The 19,493-nt window shown below is 36.4% G+C and carries 14 protein-coding genes and 1 pseudogene; 3 read left to right on the plus strand and 12 right to left on the minus strand.

Annotation, left to right across the window (positions count from 1 at the left end; genetic code table 11):
• Positions 1-23: 23 nt before the first annotated feature.
• From CWO92_RS04970 to CWO92_RS04995, 6 genes are all read right to left on the minus strand, one after another.
• A complete protein-coding gene (locus CWO92_RS04970) occupies positions 24-491 on the minus strand; it encodes a PTS sugar transporter subunit IIA (protein ID WP_101353086.1) in 468 nt (155 codons plus the stop codon).
• Between the two features lie 62 nt (positions 492-553).
• On the minus strand, positions 554-2,599 hold the full coding sequence (locus tag CWO92_RS04975) for a BglG family transcription antiterminator (protein WP_101353087.1): 2,046 nt from the start codon (positions 2,597-2,599) through the stop codon (positions 554-556).
• A 162-nt stretch (positions 2,600-2,761) separates the two neighbouring features.
• Positions 2,762-3,502 carry an amino acid ABC transporter ATP-binding protein gene (locus CWO92_RS04980; protein WP_101353088.1) on the minus strand — a complete coding sequence of 247 codons (741 nt, stop codon included), beginning with the start codon at positions 3,500-3,502 and terminating at the stop codon, positions 2,762-2,764.
• A gap of 14 nt (positions 3,503-3,516) precedes the next feature.
• Complete coding sequence (locus CWO92_RS04985) at positions 3,517-4,167, minus strand: amino acid ABC transporter permease (RefSeq protein WP_101353089.1); 651 nt, start codon at positions 4,165-4,167, stop codon at positions 3,517-3,519.
• A 39-nt stretch (positions 4,168-4,206) separates the two neighbouring features.
• Positions 4,207-5,352, minus strand: coding sequence for a saccharopine dehydrogenase family protein (locus CWO92_RS04990; RefSeq protein WP_101353090.1), 1,146 nt, complete (start codon positions 5,350-5,352; stop codon positions 4,207-4,209).
• A gap of 37 nt (positions 5,353-5,389) precedes the next feature.
• Complete coding sequence (locus CWO92_RS04995; protein ID WP_101353091.1) at positions 5,390-6,190, minus strand: transporter substrate-binding domain-containing protein; 801 nt, start codon at positions 6,188-6,190, stop codon at positions 5,390-5,392.
• A gap of 140 nt (positions 6,191-6,330) precedes the next feature.
• Between CWO92_RS04995 and CWO92_RS05000 the strand changes: the two genes are divergently transcribed.
• Positions 6,331-6,981: a GntR family transcriptional regulator gene (locus CWO92_RS05000; protein ID WP_101353092.1), complete on the plus strand. Its 651-nt coding sequence runs from the start codon at positions 6,331-6,333 to the stop codon at positions 6,979-6,981.
• Between the two features lie 242 nt (positions 6,982-7,223).
• Here CWO92_RS05000 and CWO92_RS05005 read toward each other — a convergent pair whose 3' ends face one another.
• The gene (locus CWO92_RS05005) at positions 7,224-10,520 is read right to left on the minus strand and encodes an SH3 domain-containing protein (RefSeq protein WP_101353093.1); all 3,297 of its coding nucleotides are present in this window, start codon (positions 10,518-10,520) and stop codon (positions 7,224-7,226) included.
• Between the two features lie 629 nt (positions 10,521-11,149).
• Between CWO92_RS05005 and CWO92_RS05010 the strand changes: the two are divergent.
• A pseudogene (locus CWO92_RS05010) lies at positions 11,150-12,273 on the plus strand (zinc-dependent alcohol dehydrogenase family protein).
• Between the two features lie 306 nt (positions 12,274-12,579).
• Complete coding sequence (locus CWO92_RS05015) at positions 12,580-13,134, plus strand: shikimate kinase (protein WP_101353094.1); 555 nt, start codon at positions 12,580-12,582, stop codon at positions 13,132-13,134.
• 164 nt (positions 13,135-13,298) lie between these two features.
• Here CWO92_RS05015 and aroQ read toward each other — a convergent pair whose 3' ends face one another.
• The 5 genes from aroQ to CWO92_RS05040 all read right to left on the minus strand — a co-directional run bounded on the left by aroQ (position 13,299) and on the right by CWO92_RS05040 (position 19,171).
• Positions 13,299-13,742, minus strand: coding sequence for a type II 3-dehydroquinate dehydratase (gene aroQ, locus CWO92_RS05020; RefSeq protein WP_101353095.1), 444 nt, complete (start codon positions 13,740-13,742; stop codon positions 13,299-13,301).
• A 56-nt stretch (positions 13,743-13,798) separates the two neighbouring features.
• Positions 13,799-14,695 (minus strand): quinate/shikimate dehydrogenase, encoded by an 897-nt coding sequence (locus tag CWO92_RS05025; protein WP_101353096.1) that lies wholly within the window; start codon positions 14,693-14,695, stop codon positions 13,799-13,801.
• Positions 14,696-14,866: 171 nt separating this feature from the next.
• Entirely contained in the window at positions 14,867-16,051 is a 1,185-nt protein-coding gene (locus CWO92_RS05030) for an MFS transporter (protein WP_101353128.1), read from the minus strand.
• Positions 16,052-16,201: 150 nt separating this feature from the next.
• On the minus strand, positions 16,202-17,404 hold the full coding sequence (locus CWO92_RS05035) for an MFS transporter (protein WP_101353097.1): 1,203 nt from the start codon (positions 17,402-17,404) through the stop codon (positions 16,202-16,204).
• Positions 17,405-18,163: 759 nt separating this feature from the next.
• On the minus strand, positions 18,164-19,171 hold the full coding sequence (locus tag CWO92_RS05040; protein ID WP_101353098.1) for a LacI family DNA-binding transcriptional regulator: 1,008 nt from the start codon (positions 19,169-19,171) through the stop codon (positions 18,164-18,166).
• Positions 19,172-19,493 lie beyond the last annotated feature (322 nt).

Raw genomic sequence — 19,493 nt, forward strand, 5'->3', positions numbered from 1 at the left:
TCAAAGGTGATAATATCCTTGTTTTACGCTACAATAGATTTCAAAATTGATAAAATCTGAGTTTTTTCTGTTTCCACTAATAATTGATCCATCACCTCTTTATTCATGAACATATCGATTAATTTCTGTAAGAGGGAAGCTTGAGATTCGGTTTTCTTCAATCCTAATACAAAAATTAATTGAACTTGGACTGGCTGATCATCTGTTCCCATTTCCATGAACTCAATCTGCTTAACTGGCCGAAACATTGCGATAAATGGTTTTTTGATATTTTCCGGGTCGGTATGGGGAATAGCAACATGATAAGGCTCTGTTCTTAAACCTGTCGGGTATTTTTCCTCCCGACGAATAATCGCCTCTTTAAAATTTTCCGTTACATATCCTTTATCTTCTAGAAAGATAGAAACCTTTTCAAAAAAATCATATTTTGATGTACATTCTAAATTGGTCAGGATTAAATCTTGGTCAAATAGTCGCGAAAATATATCCATTATCTTTTCACCTCAATAAATAACTAGTTGTCTTATACACATATTAAGTTCAAAGGTTTACTTTACTTTGAATATTCTTCCAGTAATGATAATATCTCTTGTTTTAGTGTAGCCTCTAAAATTTTATGAATATTAGATTCCTCACTCAATAAGTCATTAAGCTGCATAAGTGCTCTCAAATGTGTGCTACGGTCAATTGCTGCGATAACAATAAATATCCTAATGGGATATCCCCCAAAATCAACATCCTCATCTAATTTTAATAGACTCATTGACAGGTGATTGACACCATCTTCAGGCCGAGCATGTGGTATAGCAACTCTTGGAGCAATTACAATATACGGTTCTTGATGTTCAAACATTTCAATCATTGTATTAACATAATTCGGTGTGATAGACATGGAATTTAATAATGGAAGGGACGCAATTTGCACCGCCTCCTGCCAGGTCTTCGCTTTATATCCTATTAAAATATTTGTTTCTCTCATCACTTCTTGTAACGAAGGTTTAAGATTACCTTGCTCAGGGATGACAATATTCGATTGTTTTTCTCTAAAAAACTCCTGCAGAGATTTTTTTAAACCCGCTATATCTCTTATAGGGGTATTTTGTTCAATTAAATTGATTAATTCATCTAAGTTAATATTGGTCGGATTATACCCGTTCAATTCTTGATGAACCCTTACTTTTAAGCGGTATTTTTCATCATTAGACAACAAAGGCTTTACTAGAAATAGTTTTTTATCGGTTCTTAAAAAGGTAGTTGAAAAAACAATATCATATTCTAATGGATAGGTAATGAAATCTCGCAGGGATGTATAATCCAAAAATACAATTTCAGGGAATAACCCTCTTAAAGACTCAAATAAAAGCTTAGACACCGAATTGCCGTTCGGACAAACTACTATGGCCATTTTCCTTCTTGAAATTTCTTCTCCTTGACGAAGTAGCCATGAGCCAATCATCATAGTTAAAAATGCGCTTTCATTTTCCGGTATTTCTAAACCGAATACTTCCTCGAGGGGACTAATAGATTTTTTTATTAGATGATGTAATTCCCCGTGTTCTTCCAGCAATGAATCAAGAAGTGGATTTTCAACCGTGAGTTTATATTTTATACGATAGTATGCCGGCTTGAGATGTAAGTAGATTTTATTAACAAGGTCGTCCTTATCCTGAAAATGAATACATGCTAATTGCTCAAAGCTATTTAGCATTTTTACAATGCCGTCAATCAATCCGGAAATCCCCTTTTGTACTTGCTCTTCCACAGAGGACACATTAGATGTTAATAGCTGCAATGTAATAAATAACAATTCTTTCTCATCAAACTTATCTTGATCCAATAACAATTCATCGACTGCTTTATATTCCTCCGTATTCAGCAAATCATGATAGTAAGTCCCTAGTGTTTTTCTTTGTTTGATACGACGAATAACAAAAGAAAGCGTTATAGGGAGTTCCTCCAGCTTTTCATCCGTAAAGCGAACTTTAAGGCGTTTTTCAATTTTTTCCAGACGCTGTCTGATACCAACAATCTCTTCCTCAGATATGCCAAGTATCTCCATAAACCAATATTTCCCATTTGGCGTTTGCAGCATTTGGTGTACAAGCTTGATGATAATTTTCCTTTTATCCAGCTCATTCCCTTCAATATAATAGCCATCTTTTCTTGTGTATTTTACTTGGAGTTTAGAGGAATGTACGATGGAAGCTACCCCTTTTAAATCATTTAAGACTGTATTGCGGCTTACTTTTAGTGCAGATGACAAGTGAAATAAGGAAAAGGGTTCTTCGCGGATTAAAAGCAATAATATGATTAATCTTTGTCTTTCTATATCAGAAATAATGAAATCATGAGGTGTGGTTGCTTCCTTTACTAACTGCGGAAAGGTTTCTTGAACAACTTGATCAACAAATATTCCAGTTTGACGACCTTTTTGTAACTGTGGCATTTGATTGCTAGATAGCCAGTCATCTATTTTGCTTAAACTATAATTCACTTGATAACGAGATATATCTAACTTTTTTTGCAAATCGGAAACCCTAACACCAGGCATCAAAAGAATTTCCTTCAGCAAAATGGTTGACCTTTCATCAAGCTGCAAAGTTTCTCACTTCCCTTCTTAGTAAACATTCTAAATCAAAAACAAAGTGTATTGTACATGATTTCATCCCGAATTTTCACGGCAGGATTGCACATTGTTGTGATAAAACACAGGGACGGTTCTCCTGTTTCTTGAAAAGAAACAGGAGAACCGTCCCCTTGTTTACTGCAAAAACCGCTTCGTTCGTTCTTCCTTTGGTGAGTTAAAGATTTCGTGAGATGTCCCTTCCTCTACGATGACCCCGTCGGCCATAAATAGCACACGGTCTGCAACCTCGCGCGCAAATCCCATTTCATGGGTAACGACAACCATGGTCATCCCTTCTTTTGCAAGATTCTTCATTACTTGTAGTACCTCACGGACGAGCTCAGGGTCTAATGCGGATGTAGGTTCGTCATACAACATGACCATCGGTTCCATGGAGAGAGCCCGAGCAATCGCAACACGCTGTTGCTGTCCTCCAGATAGCTGGGACGGGTAGTGGTCGCAACGCTCCGACAATCCTACCTTTTCGAGCAAGGAATATGCAAATGCTCTTGCTTTTTCTTTTGGCATCTTCCTTATAATAAGCGGACCTTCCATTACATTTTCAATTGCAGTCTTATGCGGAAATAAATTAAATTGCTGAAAGACAAAGCCCGTGTTTTGCCGGATGTCCCGAATCAGTCTTTTCCGCTCTCCCTTCATTTTTTCTCCTGCTTTCACCTCTGTTTGACCAATACGAACGACTCCTGAATTAGGCTCCGCCAAAAACGTCATGCATCGAAGAAGCGTTGACTTGCCTGAGCCGCTTGGACCCATAATAACGACAACCTCACTCTTATTTACTGTCAAATTGATTTTTTGTAGGACTTCATTGGTACCAAATCTCTTTGAAATATTTTCAAGCTTAATAACCTCCATATCTCTTCCCTCCTTTATTGGACTAGATGCTTCGAAGTCCGTTTCTCCATTCTATCTAAGAGGACAGTGAAAAATGTAATGACAACCCAATAAATAGCTGCTGCAATTAAATATATAGTGAGAGGCTCAAAGGTTTTGGCAATGATGAGGGAGGACATTTGCAACAGTTCTGTTACGGTTATTACGGAAACAAGGGAAGTATCCTTAATCAAAATAATATAGGTATTCGACATCGTTGGAATGGCAATGCGAATACTTTGAGGGATAATAATTCTTCGCATCATCTGACCATAGGTCATTCCTAAGGAAACTGCGGCTTCATGCTGACCTCGATCTACGGAAAGAAGTGCTGCTCGAAAGGATTCCGACAAATAGGCACCCGCATTTAAGCTCAAGGCAAGAATTCCGGATGGTATCGGTTCTAATTGGATATCAATCTGCGGTAAGCCATAATAAATCACAAATATTTGTACAAGCAGAGGCGTTCCGCGGAAAATAGATACATAAATGGAGGCAATCGCTTTAAGTACTTGGATCTTTGAAATTCTTGCAAGTGCCGTAAAAAATCCTAGAACCAATGCAATAAGCATCGAAACGACCGCTAACACAATGGTCATGAGCGTAGCAGTCAGTAATGAAGGCAATGATTCAGCTAGTAATGACATCCTATTTTCCCCTCCTCTTTGTCATCCTATATAACATCATCACTTACTCGTAAACTTAAAATCGATTCCATACTCTGCTAATTCCTTGATAAAAGGTTGGAAACGATCTCCAACAATGATGCTCTCAGGAGGTACAATACCTCGCTCATCTAGCTTCCCTTCTGCTATCCACTTTGCCATCAACATAGCTGGAATGGAGGTAGTTTTTGCCATCGAAGTAATTTGGCGGTTTTGATCATAAAAATCAACCATCTCCCATTCGTACTGAGCAGGCTTACCATTTTTCCATCCTTTCACCGTTACCCGAACAACGGTTATATCCTCATTTGACTTTCCTTTTAACTGAGGAGCTAAAATCGCCTCTGTCATTTTACGAGGGCTCAATGCCATTCCATCTACTACAATCGTTTTCTCATCTAAAAATCCCAGTTCCGCAAGCGTTTTCATCTTACTCCAATGATCTGGATAGCGAACAGTTTTTTCATATAAGTTGTTGACCTTCTCCTTTAATGTGTAAGCGGTGCTATGGGCATCCGTAATAACCGCTTCACATTCACCCACTGGTTCCGGAAAGGACAGAGTCTCCAAACCTGATAAAGGTTTCAGTCTTACCAGTTCCCCGTTTTCAACTGCCAATGCAGAACGAGTATAAAGTCCCATCACACTTTCCAACCGAAAGACCACCTGATACCATAATGGCGGTAAGGGATCTTTCGGAATCCCACCGCAAATCATGACAGCCTCGTCTGCCACATCCAACATTTCAATTCCCTGTGCAGCAAGAAAGTTCGTAATTCCAGGAGCAACCCCGCACCCTGGTACAATCAATACGTTTGCCTCTTTTGCATCCCTGGCTAATTCTAGCTTTCTGTCAAATTGTGAACCTACTAAATCCACAAGATGGCATTTTGCAGAAATCGCTGCTTTTACAGCTGGCAGACTTAATGAATGCGGTAAGCAAGCTATGGCCACATCTGCTTCCTTCAGTACTTCATAAATTGCTTCCTCTGAATGTAAATCTGCTACCCTTCCATCTACCTTACCATTCTGAGCAATATCAAGACATTTCGTTACACTCGCTTCCATTGCATCGACGGCTAAGACCTTCTGAATGACAGAACAACTTGCCAACTCCTTCACAACGTTTGTACCAATCATACCCGTTCCCAACACCACTGCTAGCATTATCTATCTCCTCATTTCTTCTTTACTGTATTCTCTTTCACTCACTTAATGGATCCGCTCCAAACCATTTTTTATAAATCTTGTTATAGGTTCCATCATCCTTCATATCTGCCAATGCTTGATTTAGTTCTTTTACAAAATTCTCATTCCCTTTTTTCACAGCCATCCCAATACTATCTTTATTAAGGATATCACTGGCAATTTTAATAGGAAGATTCTCTTTTTGAATGTTATAACTCATCAATAGTTGGTCATTAATAATGACATCCAAACGTCCATTGATTAAATCCTGTATATATTCGTTCACGGTTTTATACAAATGAACATTGGCCCCCTTCACACTTCTAGCGACTTGTTCAAAGGTAGTGCCTCCGCCGACACCTACGTTCTTACCTTTAATTTGTTCCAGCTTAGAGATATCATTTTGATCCTTTCTGGTAATGAGCACAGATCCCGTTACAACATATGGGTCTGTAAAATCTACACTTTTCTTTCGTTCATCCGTAATAGACATTTGTCCAATAATGATGTCAAATTTATCTGCCTTCAATCCTCCAATCAAGCCCTCCCATTTCGTTGCGATGAACTTTGCCTTCACTCCTAACCGTTTCGCAATTTCATTTGATATGTCGACATCAAATCCATCGTATTTTTGATCATCTTTTAAAAAATTAAATGGTGGATAGGTTCCTTCAAAACCAACCCTTAGAACCTTTGATTCTTTTACTCTTGAAAGCACTTTTTCATTAGAATTCCCCTTTGCATCATTTTTTCCACAGCCAGCAACAAGACTGAATAGGATTACAACAAATAAAGCAAGAATGGAAAGCTTTTTCACAGAATCCCCACCTCTTATCTTTTTTCAAAATGTAGAACAATTTTGTACTACAATTTTATGGATAAGATTCTTAATTTATACTAACTTTCATAATATTTAATAAATTTAAAACAACCCATTGAAGAAAGGATGGAACTTAGTTGACCAACGAAAAGTCTCTCTCCTTAAAACAAAAGGTATATCAGCATATAAAGGAAGCTATTTTCCAACGAAAAATGGCTCCAGGCTTCCAACTTATAGAGACAGATATTTCCAAACAACTACAGGTTAGCAGGACACCCATCCGAGATGCCTTTCAGCAATTGTCCAAGGAAGGTTTGATTGACATGATTCCGTATCGCGGTGCGTTTATCGCTAATCCATCCCATGAGGAAATCAAAGATATTTGCCACGCACGAGCGGTAATCGAAAGTGCCGCAGCTGAAATCGCCTTGGATCATTTAACGACAGAGGATGTTATACTTCTGGAAGAACTCGTGAAGAAGGAAGAACTTGCCTCCTTTCAAAAAGACATCGAACAATATCTTTCTATTAACAAGCAATTTCATTTAACGATTGTACAGAAAGCCAATAATCAATATTTCAGCGAGTTTGCAGAAATACTGCTCGATAAAACCAACATTTATTTAATCTTTTACGACCAGTTTTTTGATCATAATAACCATTTCCGCATTGCCCAAAGTCCAAATGAGCATCGGAGGATTATTGAACTACTAAAAAATGGACAGAAGCAGGAATTGAAGGCGGAACTGGTAAAGCATGCTCAAATCAGTAAGAATATGAGAAGCTAATAATAGGCCCCTTAATATCCTATAATTGCGCCTACCGGAGGGGTCTTTAGATTAAATGAATCACCTTCATTTGGAAATAACAGACAAAAGGACGGTGCTCTTATTTCCTTAAACGGAACCGTCCCTTTATCTGCCGGAAGAAATGAAAGTATTTCTAAAAAAATACACATAATATCTTAGAACAAAAAAACTACCATTTGGGATTATCTCCTATCCCAAAATGGTAGTTCTAAGTAAATGATTTATCTGAGCTCTAATGTAATATATGCTGCACTGACCCAGCCTTTGGTTCCATCTGCTAATTGAACGTTATACCACTTTTTCGTGCTATCCATTGTCAGAGAGCCGTCTTTAGCTAGAATAATAGATACGTAGGTACTTGGATCTAATACTTTGATTTTATCACCGGAAGTACTAGGAGCTTTTCTAAAGTTCACCGAATCTGTCGTTCTGCCAAGGTTAGTAACGGATAGATAATTTTTATAACTATCAAATTTAATATCATTTGTCCAATACGTCTTGTTGTCTACTACTACTCTTACCCAATAATCATTCGTTTTTTCCAGAATGAAGAATGTGGATCCTTTTTTAAGCGTCTTAACTGCATCATTCTTACCCTTACCCGAATCAAGGACTAAAGTCGTATTAGCGATTGCACGAACATTGTTCGGGAACAGATCACTTCCAGCAGGAGAACTCGGACGAGCTGGTATAGTTGAATTTACAGCTGCATTTTTATAATATGCTTTATCATAAGGCAGAATATTTTGCATATGCTGAGCGATTACTTTGCCCCAATTCGGATCACTAGCATAATAAAAATTCATTCCCTCACTGTTCGCGTCTATTCTAGTGTTATTCATGTCTTTCGTACTAAAGCCAAGATCATAACCATTAAACTTCCAATTATTTGGATTTAAGTAAGTTGATTTGATTTCTCTTGCTAAATAATCGATACAAAGGTCAACAGATGCAAATTTATAGGAAGCAAGAAATGGAGCATCATCGTAAGAACCAAAGCCAAATAAATTATTTTTTGCGAGGGCTATCATGGATGTTCCATATGCACTTTCGTGAATGGCGTGAGCAGCTAAATAAAGTGCATTGATACCATATTTGTTGCCGGCATCAATAAAGGCCTGGCCTTTTCCAGTTAGCACACTTTTTTTCCCTGTTGCATTTACATATTTTGCAATATAATCGTTAATCTGTTTAGCAGTAACAGGAGACTTTGTACGTAAATCAATGAACTGATAGCTATCTCTGTTCTGTAGTGGAGCACCTGTTGTTACTTGTTTTATATAGCTTCCATTAACATACCCAGTTTTACTTCCATACTGAACCTTGTACCAGCCATTGGACACTTTATAAGTTGCAAGGATAATGGTTCCTTTTGGAATAGTAGCAAGAAGGGTCGAATTCGGGTCTGCCATTGTTCTTAGATTTAAGTTATCCGTAGTAAGATATGTGGTATCGGCTATTTTGGTTTCCGGTATATAGGTGGTAACGTCACCGCTATAAACATATCCTGAAGCTCCGTTGTACGTTACTTTATACCAATCTCCTACACTACTAGTAGATGAAATTACTGTATTCTTTGGAATTGGCGTGAGCTTTTTATAATCTTTTCCATAAGACTGATACAAATAAGTATTCACATTTGCTTTAAATTGCGCTTTCGTAAATGTTGCAGATGTTTTAACCGTTACATCATTTTTATTAACATATACATTTGTCCCGTTATAGGAAACACGATACCATGTTTGCCCGAGACTATTAGTAATCATCTGTGTAGAAACAAACCCATTATTACTACCGACAGAATACTTTTCTTTATTAAGATTATCCGCACTAGAGTACAGCTTTGCTGCATTTTTTGTAAAATAATAGGTTGCTTTTGTATCCGTACTTTTATAAGTTAACGCAATATATTTAGCGACATCCCCAATATAAAAATATCCTGATACTTTGTTATATGTCACACTATACCAATCACCGATTCTTTTGCTGGAAGTAATAATTACCCCTTTGGGGATTTTTACTAATTTTTTATATGCATTTCCATAAGACTGATAGACATATGTATCTTTCTGGGTTTTGTATTTAGTTGCGGTAAAAGAAGTGAATGCATTCTTTTTGACATCGCTATTATTAATATATAGCGTTTTTCCGCTATAACTTACTCGGTAAAATGTCTGTCCAAGACTATTTACAACCTTCTGTGTAGATACAAATCCATTATTGCTTGCGACCGAGTATACTGCCTTTTTAGTAGTGTCAGGTGTTGAATAAAGATTTGCTGTTTTAGCAGTAAAATAATACGTTGCGCTCGTATTGGTATATTTATAGGTAATCGGAGTATATTTTGCAACATCCCCAATATAAAAATACCCTGACACTTTGTTATATGTCACACTATACCAATCACCGATTCTTTTGCTGGAAGTAATTATTGCCCCTTTGGGGATTTTCACTAATTTTTTATACGTGTTTCCATAAGACTGATAGACATATGTATCTTTTTGAGCCTTGTATTTAGTTATCGTAAAAGAAGTGAATGCATTCTTTTTAACATCGCTATTATTAATATATAGCGTTTTTCCGTTATAGCTTACTCGGTAAAATATCTGTCCAAGACTATTTACAACCTTCTGTGTAGATGCAAATCCATTATTGCTTGCGACCGAGTATACTGCCTTTTTAGTAGTGTCAGGTGTTGAATAAAGATTTGCTGTTTTAGCAGTAAAATAATACGTTGCGCTCGTATTGGTATATTTATAGGTAATCGGAGTATATTTTGCAACATCCCCAATATAAAAATACCCTGACACTTTGTTATATGTCACACTATACCAATCACCGATTCTTTTGCTGGAAGTAATTATTGCCCCTTTGGGGATTTTCACTAATTTTTTATATGCATTCCCATAAGACTGATAGACATATGTATCTTTCTGGGTCTTGTATTTGGTTGCAGTAAAAGAAGTGAATGCATTCTTTTTGACATCGCTATTATTAATATATAGCGTTTTTCCGTTATAGCTTACTTTGTACCATGTTTGCCCAATACTGTTTACTATTCTTTGTTTTGAAGCTAGTCCATTTTTACCAGCAATGGTATAAACGGCTTTTTTCTTGGTATCAGGCGTGGAGTATAGCCTTGCGGTTCTAATCGTAAAATAATAGGTGTTGGCTGTCGTTACATATTGATAATATTCCTTTAAATATGCACTGCTTGCCCAACCTGTTTTGGTTACATTTTTACCGTTTAACTTATACGTGTAAGATAGCTTTAACCAACTACCATTTTTTGCAGTGGCTGTAACCGTCTTTCCCTTGGGGATTGTTATTATATTTTTATATTTAGTACCAGCACCACTTCGCAAATTTAAATTTGCGGTTGTTTGATAAGTTGTCTTTACCATGTTTATGGTGCTGCTTGCCATTGCCTTCTCTAATCCTACCGGTGATATAGATGTGGCTATGACACCAAATAAAATAGAGGTTGATAGTATCAGTGATTTTCCTAATTTCTTCAAACTTTATCTCCCTTCTTTCTATGGCCCTGCATGATTGTAAATATATGCTCGTTTGTTATATCGACAAAATAGCTGGAAGTTTAACATAATCATCGACTCTTTCAAGAATTATTATATTTTTCTATAAATTTATTATAATCTTGAAACTAAGAATGTAAAACAACGTTACTCTTTCTATTGAAAAAGGATTCAGAAACTAAGATACTGAATCCTTTTATTAGTCTCTTTGGTTTTATTATAAGATTAGCTTTCTTGTAAATTATCCTTCAACATCTTCGTAACCTTCGCCTTCTCTTGACCCTGATAATAAATAATAGATTTTAATTAATCATCGTTCCATTCCCTTTACTTCATACTCAATAATATTTATTTCGACTATAACGATAGTTCTTTTGAATATGCATCATATCATCGAATATCATATTTTTTACATTATCACCAAGTGAATTAAGGATTGTCACACTCCCCCTTCCATAAAATGATTCTTTTTGACAAACTAGAATGTAAGCGTTTTCATTATCATAGTATCATATTAGATTGAATTCTTTCATAATACAAAATGGTTGATTAGCTATTCTACTACTATCTATTTTAGGCTTTATTTATTTGTAAACGAAGGTGGGACATTCATGAAGGTGAAATCTGCTGTACTGCAAACAATCGGAGCACAATCCCCTTATAAGGAAAGTATGCCACTACTCATTCAGGAACTGGAATTGGATCCTCCAGGACATGAGGAGATATTGGTTGAAATCAAGGCAGCTGGCCTTTGCCACTCTGACTTGTCTGTCATAAATGGAAGCAGACCACGGCCAACCCCAATGGCATTGGGCCATGAAGCGGCTGGGATTGTCGTAAAAACGGGTGAAGGAATCACTGATTTACAGGTTGGAGACCATGTTGTATGTATTTTTGTCCCAGCATGCGGCCATTGTCCTCCCTGTCAAGAAGGCAGACCTGCCCTTTGCGAAGAGGGGGCAAGGGTAAATCAAGACGGCACGCTTTTAAGTGGTGAACGAAGACTTCATCACGATCAGGACTACATTTATCATCATTTAGGAGTTTCTGCTTTTTCTACTTTTGCGGTCACGTCCCGCCATTCTTTAGTAAAGATAGATCCAACCATACCATTTGAAATAGCCGCCTTATTCGGCTGTGCAGTGATGACCGGAGTCGGTGCTGTCATTAATACGGCTCATATTAAAATGGGAAATTCCGTTGCCATTGTTGGCCTCGGCGGAGTTGGCTTAAGCGCACTGATAGGGGCGGTTGCCGCTGGAGCAAATGATATTATTGCCGTTGATATAAATCCTGACAAACTAGCTTTTGCTAAAGAATTAGGGGCCACTCATGTGTTTAACTCCAATGATTCTGATGCTGTCACCCAGATAAAGAAAGTAACCGGGGGCGGAGTCGAATATGCGTTTGAAACGGGAGGCGCTGTTCCAGCTATGCAAGTTGCCTATAATATCACTCGTCGCGGAGGAACAACATTACAACCGGACTCCCACATCCGAAACATCTATTCTCGATTCCGCAGGTAACCTTAGCGGCAGAGGAAAGAGTAATAAAGGGATCGTATTTAGGAAGTTGTGTCCCGTCACGGGATATTCCTCGATTTATTGAACTTTATAAACAAGGGCGATTGCCTGTGGATCGGCTATTAAGCGAAATCATTTCCTTAGAGGATATTAATGAGGGATTTGATTGGCTGGCGAATGGAGAGGTTCACCGGGTTGTGGTGAGAATGTGAAGTTGGGCTTAAAAAAGGGACTGTCCCTTTGTTTTCCTCGAGGCGTTATATTTATTTTCAACTACCTACATGTTATAGAACAGATGGACCGTCCCCCTGTTCTTTTTACTTTGCCATCTGTTTATTATATAATATTGTAAATAAACGCAATCATCATTCTACTTTTTTAAGTTACCACTTTAACTAAGAACTTACTAATCTACTGAGGCTAGTTTTATATTGATTCGTTCTCATACTATATTCGAGGTAGATAATAAAATCGAAAGAATAGCATTTATTACAATATTATCGAAAGAGGCGGAATAAATGGGAAGCGATAATATGTCTCTAAAAGAAAAAAGCATCGTCTTTATTGGATTTATGGGAGTGGGCAAAACTACCATAGGTTCTTTAGTCGCAAAAAAGCTATATCGAGATTTCATCGATATTGATCAAGAAATTGAAAAAGAATTTGATATGCCTACTACAGAGATTTTTAAGACTTTCGGTGAGAAAGTCTTCAGAGAAAAAGAAAAGAACATTATTGATTTCTACTCTAAACAGAAATTAAAGATTATTTCTGTTGGTGGAGGAGCCTTTTTACAAGAGGAAATACAAAAAATTTGCTTATCCAATTGTATTGTATTTTTTCTAGATCTTTCTTGGGAATCTTGGAAAGAACGAATTAATCTAATTATTGATAGCCGACCTGTTTTACAAGGAAAAAGCCTGGACGAAATAAAAGAGCTTTTTTATACTAGACAACAATATTATATGAATCATCATTCAAAGGTGGAAACGGATAATCTTGATATTGAATCTGTTGCAGATAATATTGTGGATGCATTAAAAACTGCATGGGAACTTTATGATGAACATTAGGAATTATTTTATGATATAGCTACACATACAGCTGTGAAAATTCTTAGCTATTAAAAAACCAACTATTTAAATTATCGATTTTTTTGTATAACCAAAAATGCACCGAGTGATTATCCTTTGTTAACACACTCGATGCATTTTATAATATTTCCGTTTTTAAATGATTAACTTTGTCGGCCCGCTGCTAATGCTGCGCGAATCCCCAGTAAATAACTTTCTTGTCCGAATCCGGAAATTTGCCCGGTTGCGATTTCCGCAAAAACGGATTCATGGCGAAATGCTTCACGTGAATGGATATTGGACATATGAATTTCAACGACTGGGACTGTTAAAATAGCCAAGGCATCACGGATTGCGTAGCTATAGTGTGTCCAAGCCCCCGCATTGATAACAACTCCATCAACTCCCGATAAAAAGGCTTCATTGATTTTATTAACCATTTCACCCTCATGATTGGTTTGAAATGTGTCTACTTCAATGTTTAATTCTTTTGCTAGTTGCTGGATTTTATTATTTATTTCATCTAAAGTAATAGTTCCGTATTGTTTAGGATCGCGTTTCCCGAACATATCATGGTTAACACCATGGAGCATTAATATTTTAGTCATGTCTTTCTCTCCTTCGGCCGTAAGATTTTCATGAAAACTATTAAAATGGAAATGTCTTACCCGAACATAATTTTCCTAATGTCATCTATTGGCATATCCTCACCAGTGAACAATTTGAATCCTAGCGCCCCTTGCCAAAGCATCATCCCTAAACCATTAATCGCTGTTGCGCCTGCTTCTTCGGCTTGTTTTAATAATTTTGTTTTTTGAGGGTTGTACACCACGTCTGTTACCACTAAATCTTTACGTAAGACATCCAATGTATCATCCACAATGCTTAATTGATCCAATGGTTTCATCCCTAAGCTTGTTCCATTTGCTAACACAGCACTTTCCGCTACTTCTTTACGGAATCGATCTTTATCTTCTAATGGTAAGATGTTAGCTTTGACGCCAAAGGATTTCATTTCATTATTGATATAGTTCACATTTTCCTCTGCATTTTGGAAAAACTTATCATTACGAGCAAAAATATTAAGTTCTTGAATACCTGATTGTGCTAATTGAATGGCAATTGGTGTTGCAACTCCACCGGAACCAACTAATGTTATCTTTTGACCTTTTAAATCAACACCTTGTTGTTCAAGGTTCTTCACGTAACCTAAGCCATCTGTATTATAGCCAATAAGCTTACCATCTCTGTTTACAACCGTGTTACTTGCACGAGCGTATTTTGCACTATCATCAAGTTCATCGAGATATGGGAGAATTTCCATTTTGTTTGGCATCGAAACGTTAAAACCCGCAACTCCCAATGCTTTCATACCTTCTACAGCCTCTTTAAGTGTGTCATTGCCTACTTCAAACGCAAGATAAGCATAGTTTATACCTAAAAGAGTATATCCCAAGTTATGCATTTGCGGTGAAAGGCTGTGGCCGATTGGTGTAGCCAATAATCCAACTAATTTTGTTCTACCATCAATTTTTCCTAAGTTTTTTTCATAGTTTGCCATAATAACTATCTCCTTTTCTCTTTATTTTTGGCTATATTCGTGTTGATCTAGCCTAATGCGTACACGTAAACGGGTTTTATTGGATACGAAAACTAGCGTGAACGAATACGCAAGGAGGTATGATCGTCAACAGCATAATTACTTTTCTAAATATCTATTAAATTATCAATTTTATTTAAAAACTTTTCGCCCGCGATATAAAACAAATATTGCTAATAAAACACTTATAACCGCGATGACCATATCAAATACCAATGTCATGGTGATGTTCACTGCACCTACCAAATAGCTTGTGATCATCGGCACAAAAATAAAGGCTAAACTTGAAGCGATATTTACGTAAGATGTGGTCGTTGCCTTATTTTTCATAAAGAACTGTGTCATGACACTTAAAGCTAATTGGAAAATCCCTGCCGTTGATAGACCAAGGATAAAGGTACATATTAAAACAACCGAATAAGCTTTAATCGTAAATAGACCTAACATGGATAAAAAGGCTATTGCCGGATAAAGAATCATAATCGTTACAGGCTTTACAAATTTATCTAAAATAGCGGCTAAAATTAATACGGACACTAACGCACCTATACTAAAGTAACTTAACAGCTGTACAGCGTTATTTTCGCCTAAACCAATAAATTTACTTCCAAGCTCTGGTAGCCATGTTTGCCATACTACGAATAACGCGGTACAAGTGAAGCCGATTAAAATAATTGCTAATCCTTCACGCCATAATTTAGGTTCTTCTTTAAATGGTGAAGACTCCTCTTGACTCTCTAGTGATTGCCCCCCACCATTTGCAGTTGGAAACGGCATGAAAATAAGATAAATGCCGCATAACAAATACAGAATACCCCAAATAAAGAATGACCAGCCCCAGAAAATGTGGTTCGCTACTAATATGGAGATGATAAACGGCAATAATGTTGCTCCAATCGAAACAAATGCTTTAACAAGAACAGTTGCAGAGCTTGACTTTTTCGGAAATGCTTCTATTAAAGCAGGATATGTCCCCGAATCAAGCAACGAATTGGCGATACCAGCCACGATTGCAAAAATAAATGCAAGGGTATAACTTGACGTTAGCGGTATGCCAATCAAAAATAGTATTTCTAGAAAACTTCCAATAACAATCACTGGTTTCCTGCCGTATTTGTCGGAGATTCGACCAACAAAAAATAAGGATACAAGTTTCCCTATTCCAATAGCAGAAACTAAGAGACTGATTTTTTCCACTGAAACATGATATTTGCTAGAAAGATTATGCATGTTAGATGCAACGATAATGTTAATCATTCCGAGCATGAAGTAGTTTAAATACATTCCAACAGATGTCTTAATATATCGGTTTTTCAACTTGTCCACTCCTTTGAATGCATCCAATCTTTTACAAAATCTCCTTTACTACTAAAACATAATGTAAAAGAAGGACCCAAAGTATATAGAGAAAGAGTGGTCAGCATTTGCTTTACTGATTCCACTTTTCAAATAAGATGCCAGCTTGTCTCAGTTGTAAACGGATATGGATTTGTATCTTTTGAAGATATAGATTCCTAGTACAACACTGACAATGGCCAAACAAATATCAAAAATAAATACAGAGGATACTCCTAAGTATTTAGTTAGTAATCCTGTTACAAAAGGGACGACAATAAAAGCTATACTAGCTGCTGCACTAACATAGGAAACACTTGCTCCCTTTTTTTCTGAAAACAGTTCCATCATCACTGTCGCTGTTAATTGAAAAATCCCTGACATTGAAAATCCTAAAAAGAATGATACAACCGTAAGAATGGTTAGATTATGATTAAATAGAAGCACGATTAAAGTAATCAATGCCATACAAGGATAGATAACCATAGCAGTTATTGGCTTCATTAACCTTTTTAACAAGATAGCAAGTAATAGAACGGACAGGATTCCACCTGTACCATAATAGCTAAGTAACTCAACCGACTTCACTTTGCTTAAATGAAGCACGTCTTGTCCAAAGGTCGGAAGCCAAATTTGAACGACATTAAACAATGAAACAGAAGCAAAGCCATTCAAAATAAGGGCAACGCCTTCCTTCCAAAACTTTAGCTGAGCCGGATTAAATGGTTGCTTAACAGGTGAGTCCTCTACCTGTTGTTTCTTATGTTCTTTTTTTGTAGGATCAGGAAAGTTAGCTCTTATTAAAAAGAGACCACTCAATAAAAACACTGTTGCAGGTACAAAGAAACTATAGCCGTAAAACATTTTGTTAGTGATAATAAAAGCTATAATGATGGGTAGAAGAACTGCCCCTATTGAAATAAAAGCTTTCAATAAAACCGTTGCGGTACCTGCAGCATTTGGAAACCCTTCATTAAGTGCAGGATAAGAACCTGAATCTAATAAGGAATTACAGATTCCCGCAATGAGAGCAAGTCCCATGGCGTACTTATATTGAGTTGTAAACGGTATTCCTATTAGAAATATCATATATAACAAGACCGCTGTCACAATTAGAGGCTTTCTTCCATAACGATCGGAAAGCTTTCCAGATACATTAATACTTAATAAGTGCCCAATTCCAACAACGGAAATCAAAGAACTGATATCTGTTTTTTCAACTCCCAATTGTTGAGAAAGAAAGCTCATATTTGATGACAAGATGATATTGACCATCCCTAAAAGTAAGTAATTTAAATAAATTCCTGATGCCATTTTCCAATATGGATTCTTCATTCAATATCTCCTCGATGTCATACAAATTCCAAATAAATAAATCCCATTCCCCATCTCAGTACCATTGATAATCTTAGTTTGTTTCTAATATAAAAATTAAATTCCTTTGTACACACAGCCTATTCAATCTGTTCTTATAAATTTTTATAAAAGATGTTGAGATGGGAAATGAAAGAAATTATTTTTTTGAAATTCCTATTGAAAATGAGAAAGTTCTAGTGATTCCTCCCTCCATTACCTCACTTATCTAAAGTACATCGTTCTACTAAAAAATGAAATTTTTATATACATAATAATAATATATAATTTCGGATCGCAATTACTTTTATACCTTACAATAGAACAACATATTAAGATAAAGGGGCTTTTATGGGACATTATTTTTAACTCATTGGATAAATATAGATATTATTCTTAGTAGAACGTTCTACTAAATAACAAATAAAAATATACTCTTGATTTCTATATGTGTCAAGTCTGTGACAAAAACAGTTAGAAATTGGTATGTGGATTGGGCTTTTAAGATAATTTTACCTTCATTAAAAAATGCAGTTTTATATGTATTGTTGTTTTCGTAAATTGTTTTAAATCCTAATTAGTCTTAGTTTCGGGCATCTTCTCTTAAAATGGACTTTCGTTTCTAATCCGAAATGAGGAAGTGATAAGATTTTCTTTTATAAAAGCAACCGAGTTTTTAAAAAAAGCCATTAAAAAAGAAGATTAACGTTTGTTATCTTCTTTTAAAAATAATCTTTAGTTTTATGACGTTTCACGAATGATAAGTTCAGGCTGTAGAATTATTCGTTGTTTCTCGGGACTACTTTTTGTCATTTTTTCATATAAAATAGTTGCAGATTTATTCCCGATTGATCTTGGAAAGGAAGAAACGGTTGTTAAAGGGGGATGATAAATTTCTGAGTCTGGAATGTTATCAAATCCAACTATATCGATGTCAACTCCTGGTGTTAACTTATGCAATGCTAGACCCTGTAAGACACCAGAGGCTACCAAATCGCTAAAGCAAAAAATGGCTGTTGGAGGATTTCCATTTTGCAAAACTTTAGATACCGCATCAAATCCCCCTTCTCTAGTCGGCGGTCCATCAATTATTAGGGATTCATCCAATTTCAATTCAGCTTTTTCATAAGCTAACTGAAATCCCCGCATTCTCTCAATCCAAGTAGAAGAAGACTTGATTCCTCCTAAATAAGCAATTCTTTTATGTCCTTTTTCTAGTAGATGTTTGACAGCAATATACGCACCTTTAACATAGTCAATACCTACATAATCACAATTCGCATCATCAAGTTCTCGATTAGCAAGCACAATTGGTATTGGAAGGTTATTTATTCGTTCAACTGTTTTTTCAGTACTTTTAGAAGCCGGATTAAGAATTAATCCATCCACTCTATGCTCTATCATCGTTGAAAGTAGTTTGTCCTGCTTAGAAACAGAGTCGAAGGTTGTACCCAGAAGTACGGTATATCCAGCCTGTTCCAAAGTATTTTGCGCACCTATCAAAAACTCCGAAATAAACTTGTTGGCAATATCAGTCACAATTACCCCAACAATACCCGTACTTTGTGATCTTAAGTTAGCGGCTACCCGATCGTAAACATATCCCAATGTATCGATAGAATCAAATACCTTCTTTCTTGTAGCTTCCGAAATTCGAGGATTATTCCTTATAACCAAAGAGACTGTTGATGTTGAAACGCCTGCATGCTCAGCCACTTCATGTAAGGTAACCCGATGTTTTTTGCTCATATAGAATGTCACCAACTTGGAAAAAAATTAAAAATCAACCATTATGAAAAATCATACAATCATAAATCGCAATATTAATGATAATGGAAATGATACATGGTATCAAGAAACAAGGGGACGGTTCTCATTTCTCCCTCACTTAATTCCGCCAAATTTTGAAAGGAAAAAGAAATGAAGTGCGCAGCCCTTTTTATGCAAAGATTGCAATTGGAATAACTTGTATACTAATGTAAGAACATAAATTCCATGTTCCTTTAATCCCTCAAATGGAATAGTTTTCATTCAGCATTTTAGGGTCAATATACCAACGCTTGTTTTACGC

It is taken from the genome of Heyndrickxia camelliae (genome assembly GCF_002844575.1).
Taxonomy (GTDB): domain Bacteria; phylum Bacillota; class Bacilli; order Bacillales; family Bacillaceae_C; genus Margalitia; species Margalitia camelliae.

Coding starts and splice junctions, on each gene's coding strand:
- CWO92_RS04970 (WP_101353086.1), bottom strand. CDS start 491: ATGGATATATTTTCGCGACTATTTGACCAAGATTTAATCCTGACCAAT.
- CWO92_RS04980 (WP_101353088.1), bottom strand. CDS start 3,502: ATGGAGGTTATTAAGCTTGAAAATATTTCAAAGAGATTTGGTACCAAT.
- CWO92_RS04985 (WP_101353089.1), bottom strand. CDS start 4,167: ATGTCATTACTAGCTGAATCATTGCCTTCATTACTGACTGCTACGCTC.
- CWO92_RS04990 (WP_101353090.1), bottom strand. CDS start 5,352: ATGCTAGCAGTGGTGTTGGGAACGGGTATGATTGGTACAAACGTTGTG.
- CWO92_RS05015 (WP_101353094.1), top strand. CDS start 12,580: ATGGGAAGCGATAATATGTCTCTAAAAGAAAAAAGCATCGTCTTTATT.
- aroQ (WP_101353095.1), bottom strand. CDS start 13,742: ATGACTAAAATATTAATGCTCCATGGTGTTAACCATGATATGTTCGGG.
- CWO92_RS05025 (WP_101353096.1), bottom strand. CDS start 14,695: ATGGCAAACTATGAAAAAAACTTAGGAAAAATTGATGGTAGAACAAAA.
- CWO92_RS05035 (WP_101353097.1), bottom strand. CDS start 17,404: ATGAAGAATCCATATTGGAAAATGGCATCAGGAATTTATTTAAATTAC.
- CWO92_RS05040 (WP_101353098.1), bottom strand. CDS start 19,171: ATGAGCAAAAAACATCGGGTTACCTTACATGAAGTGGCTGAGCATGCA.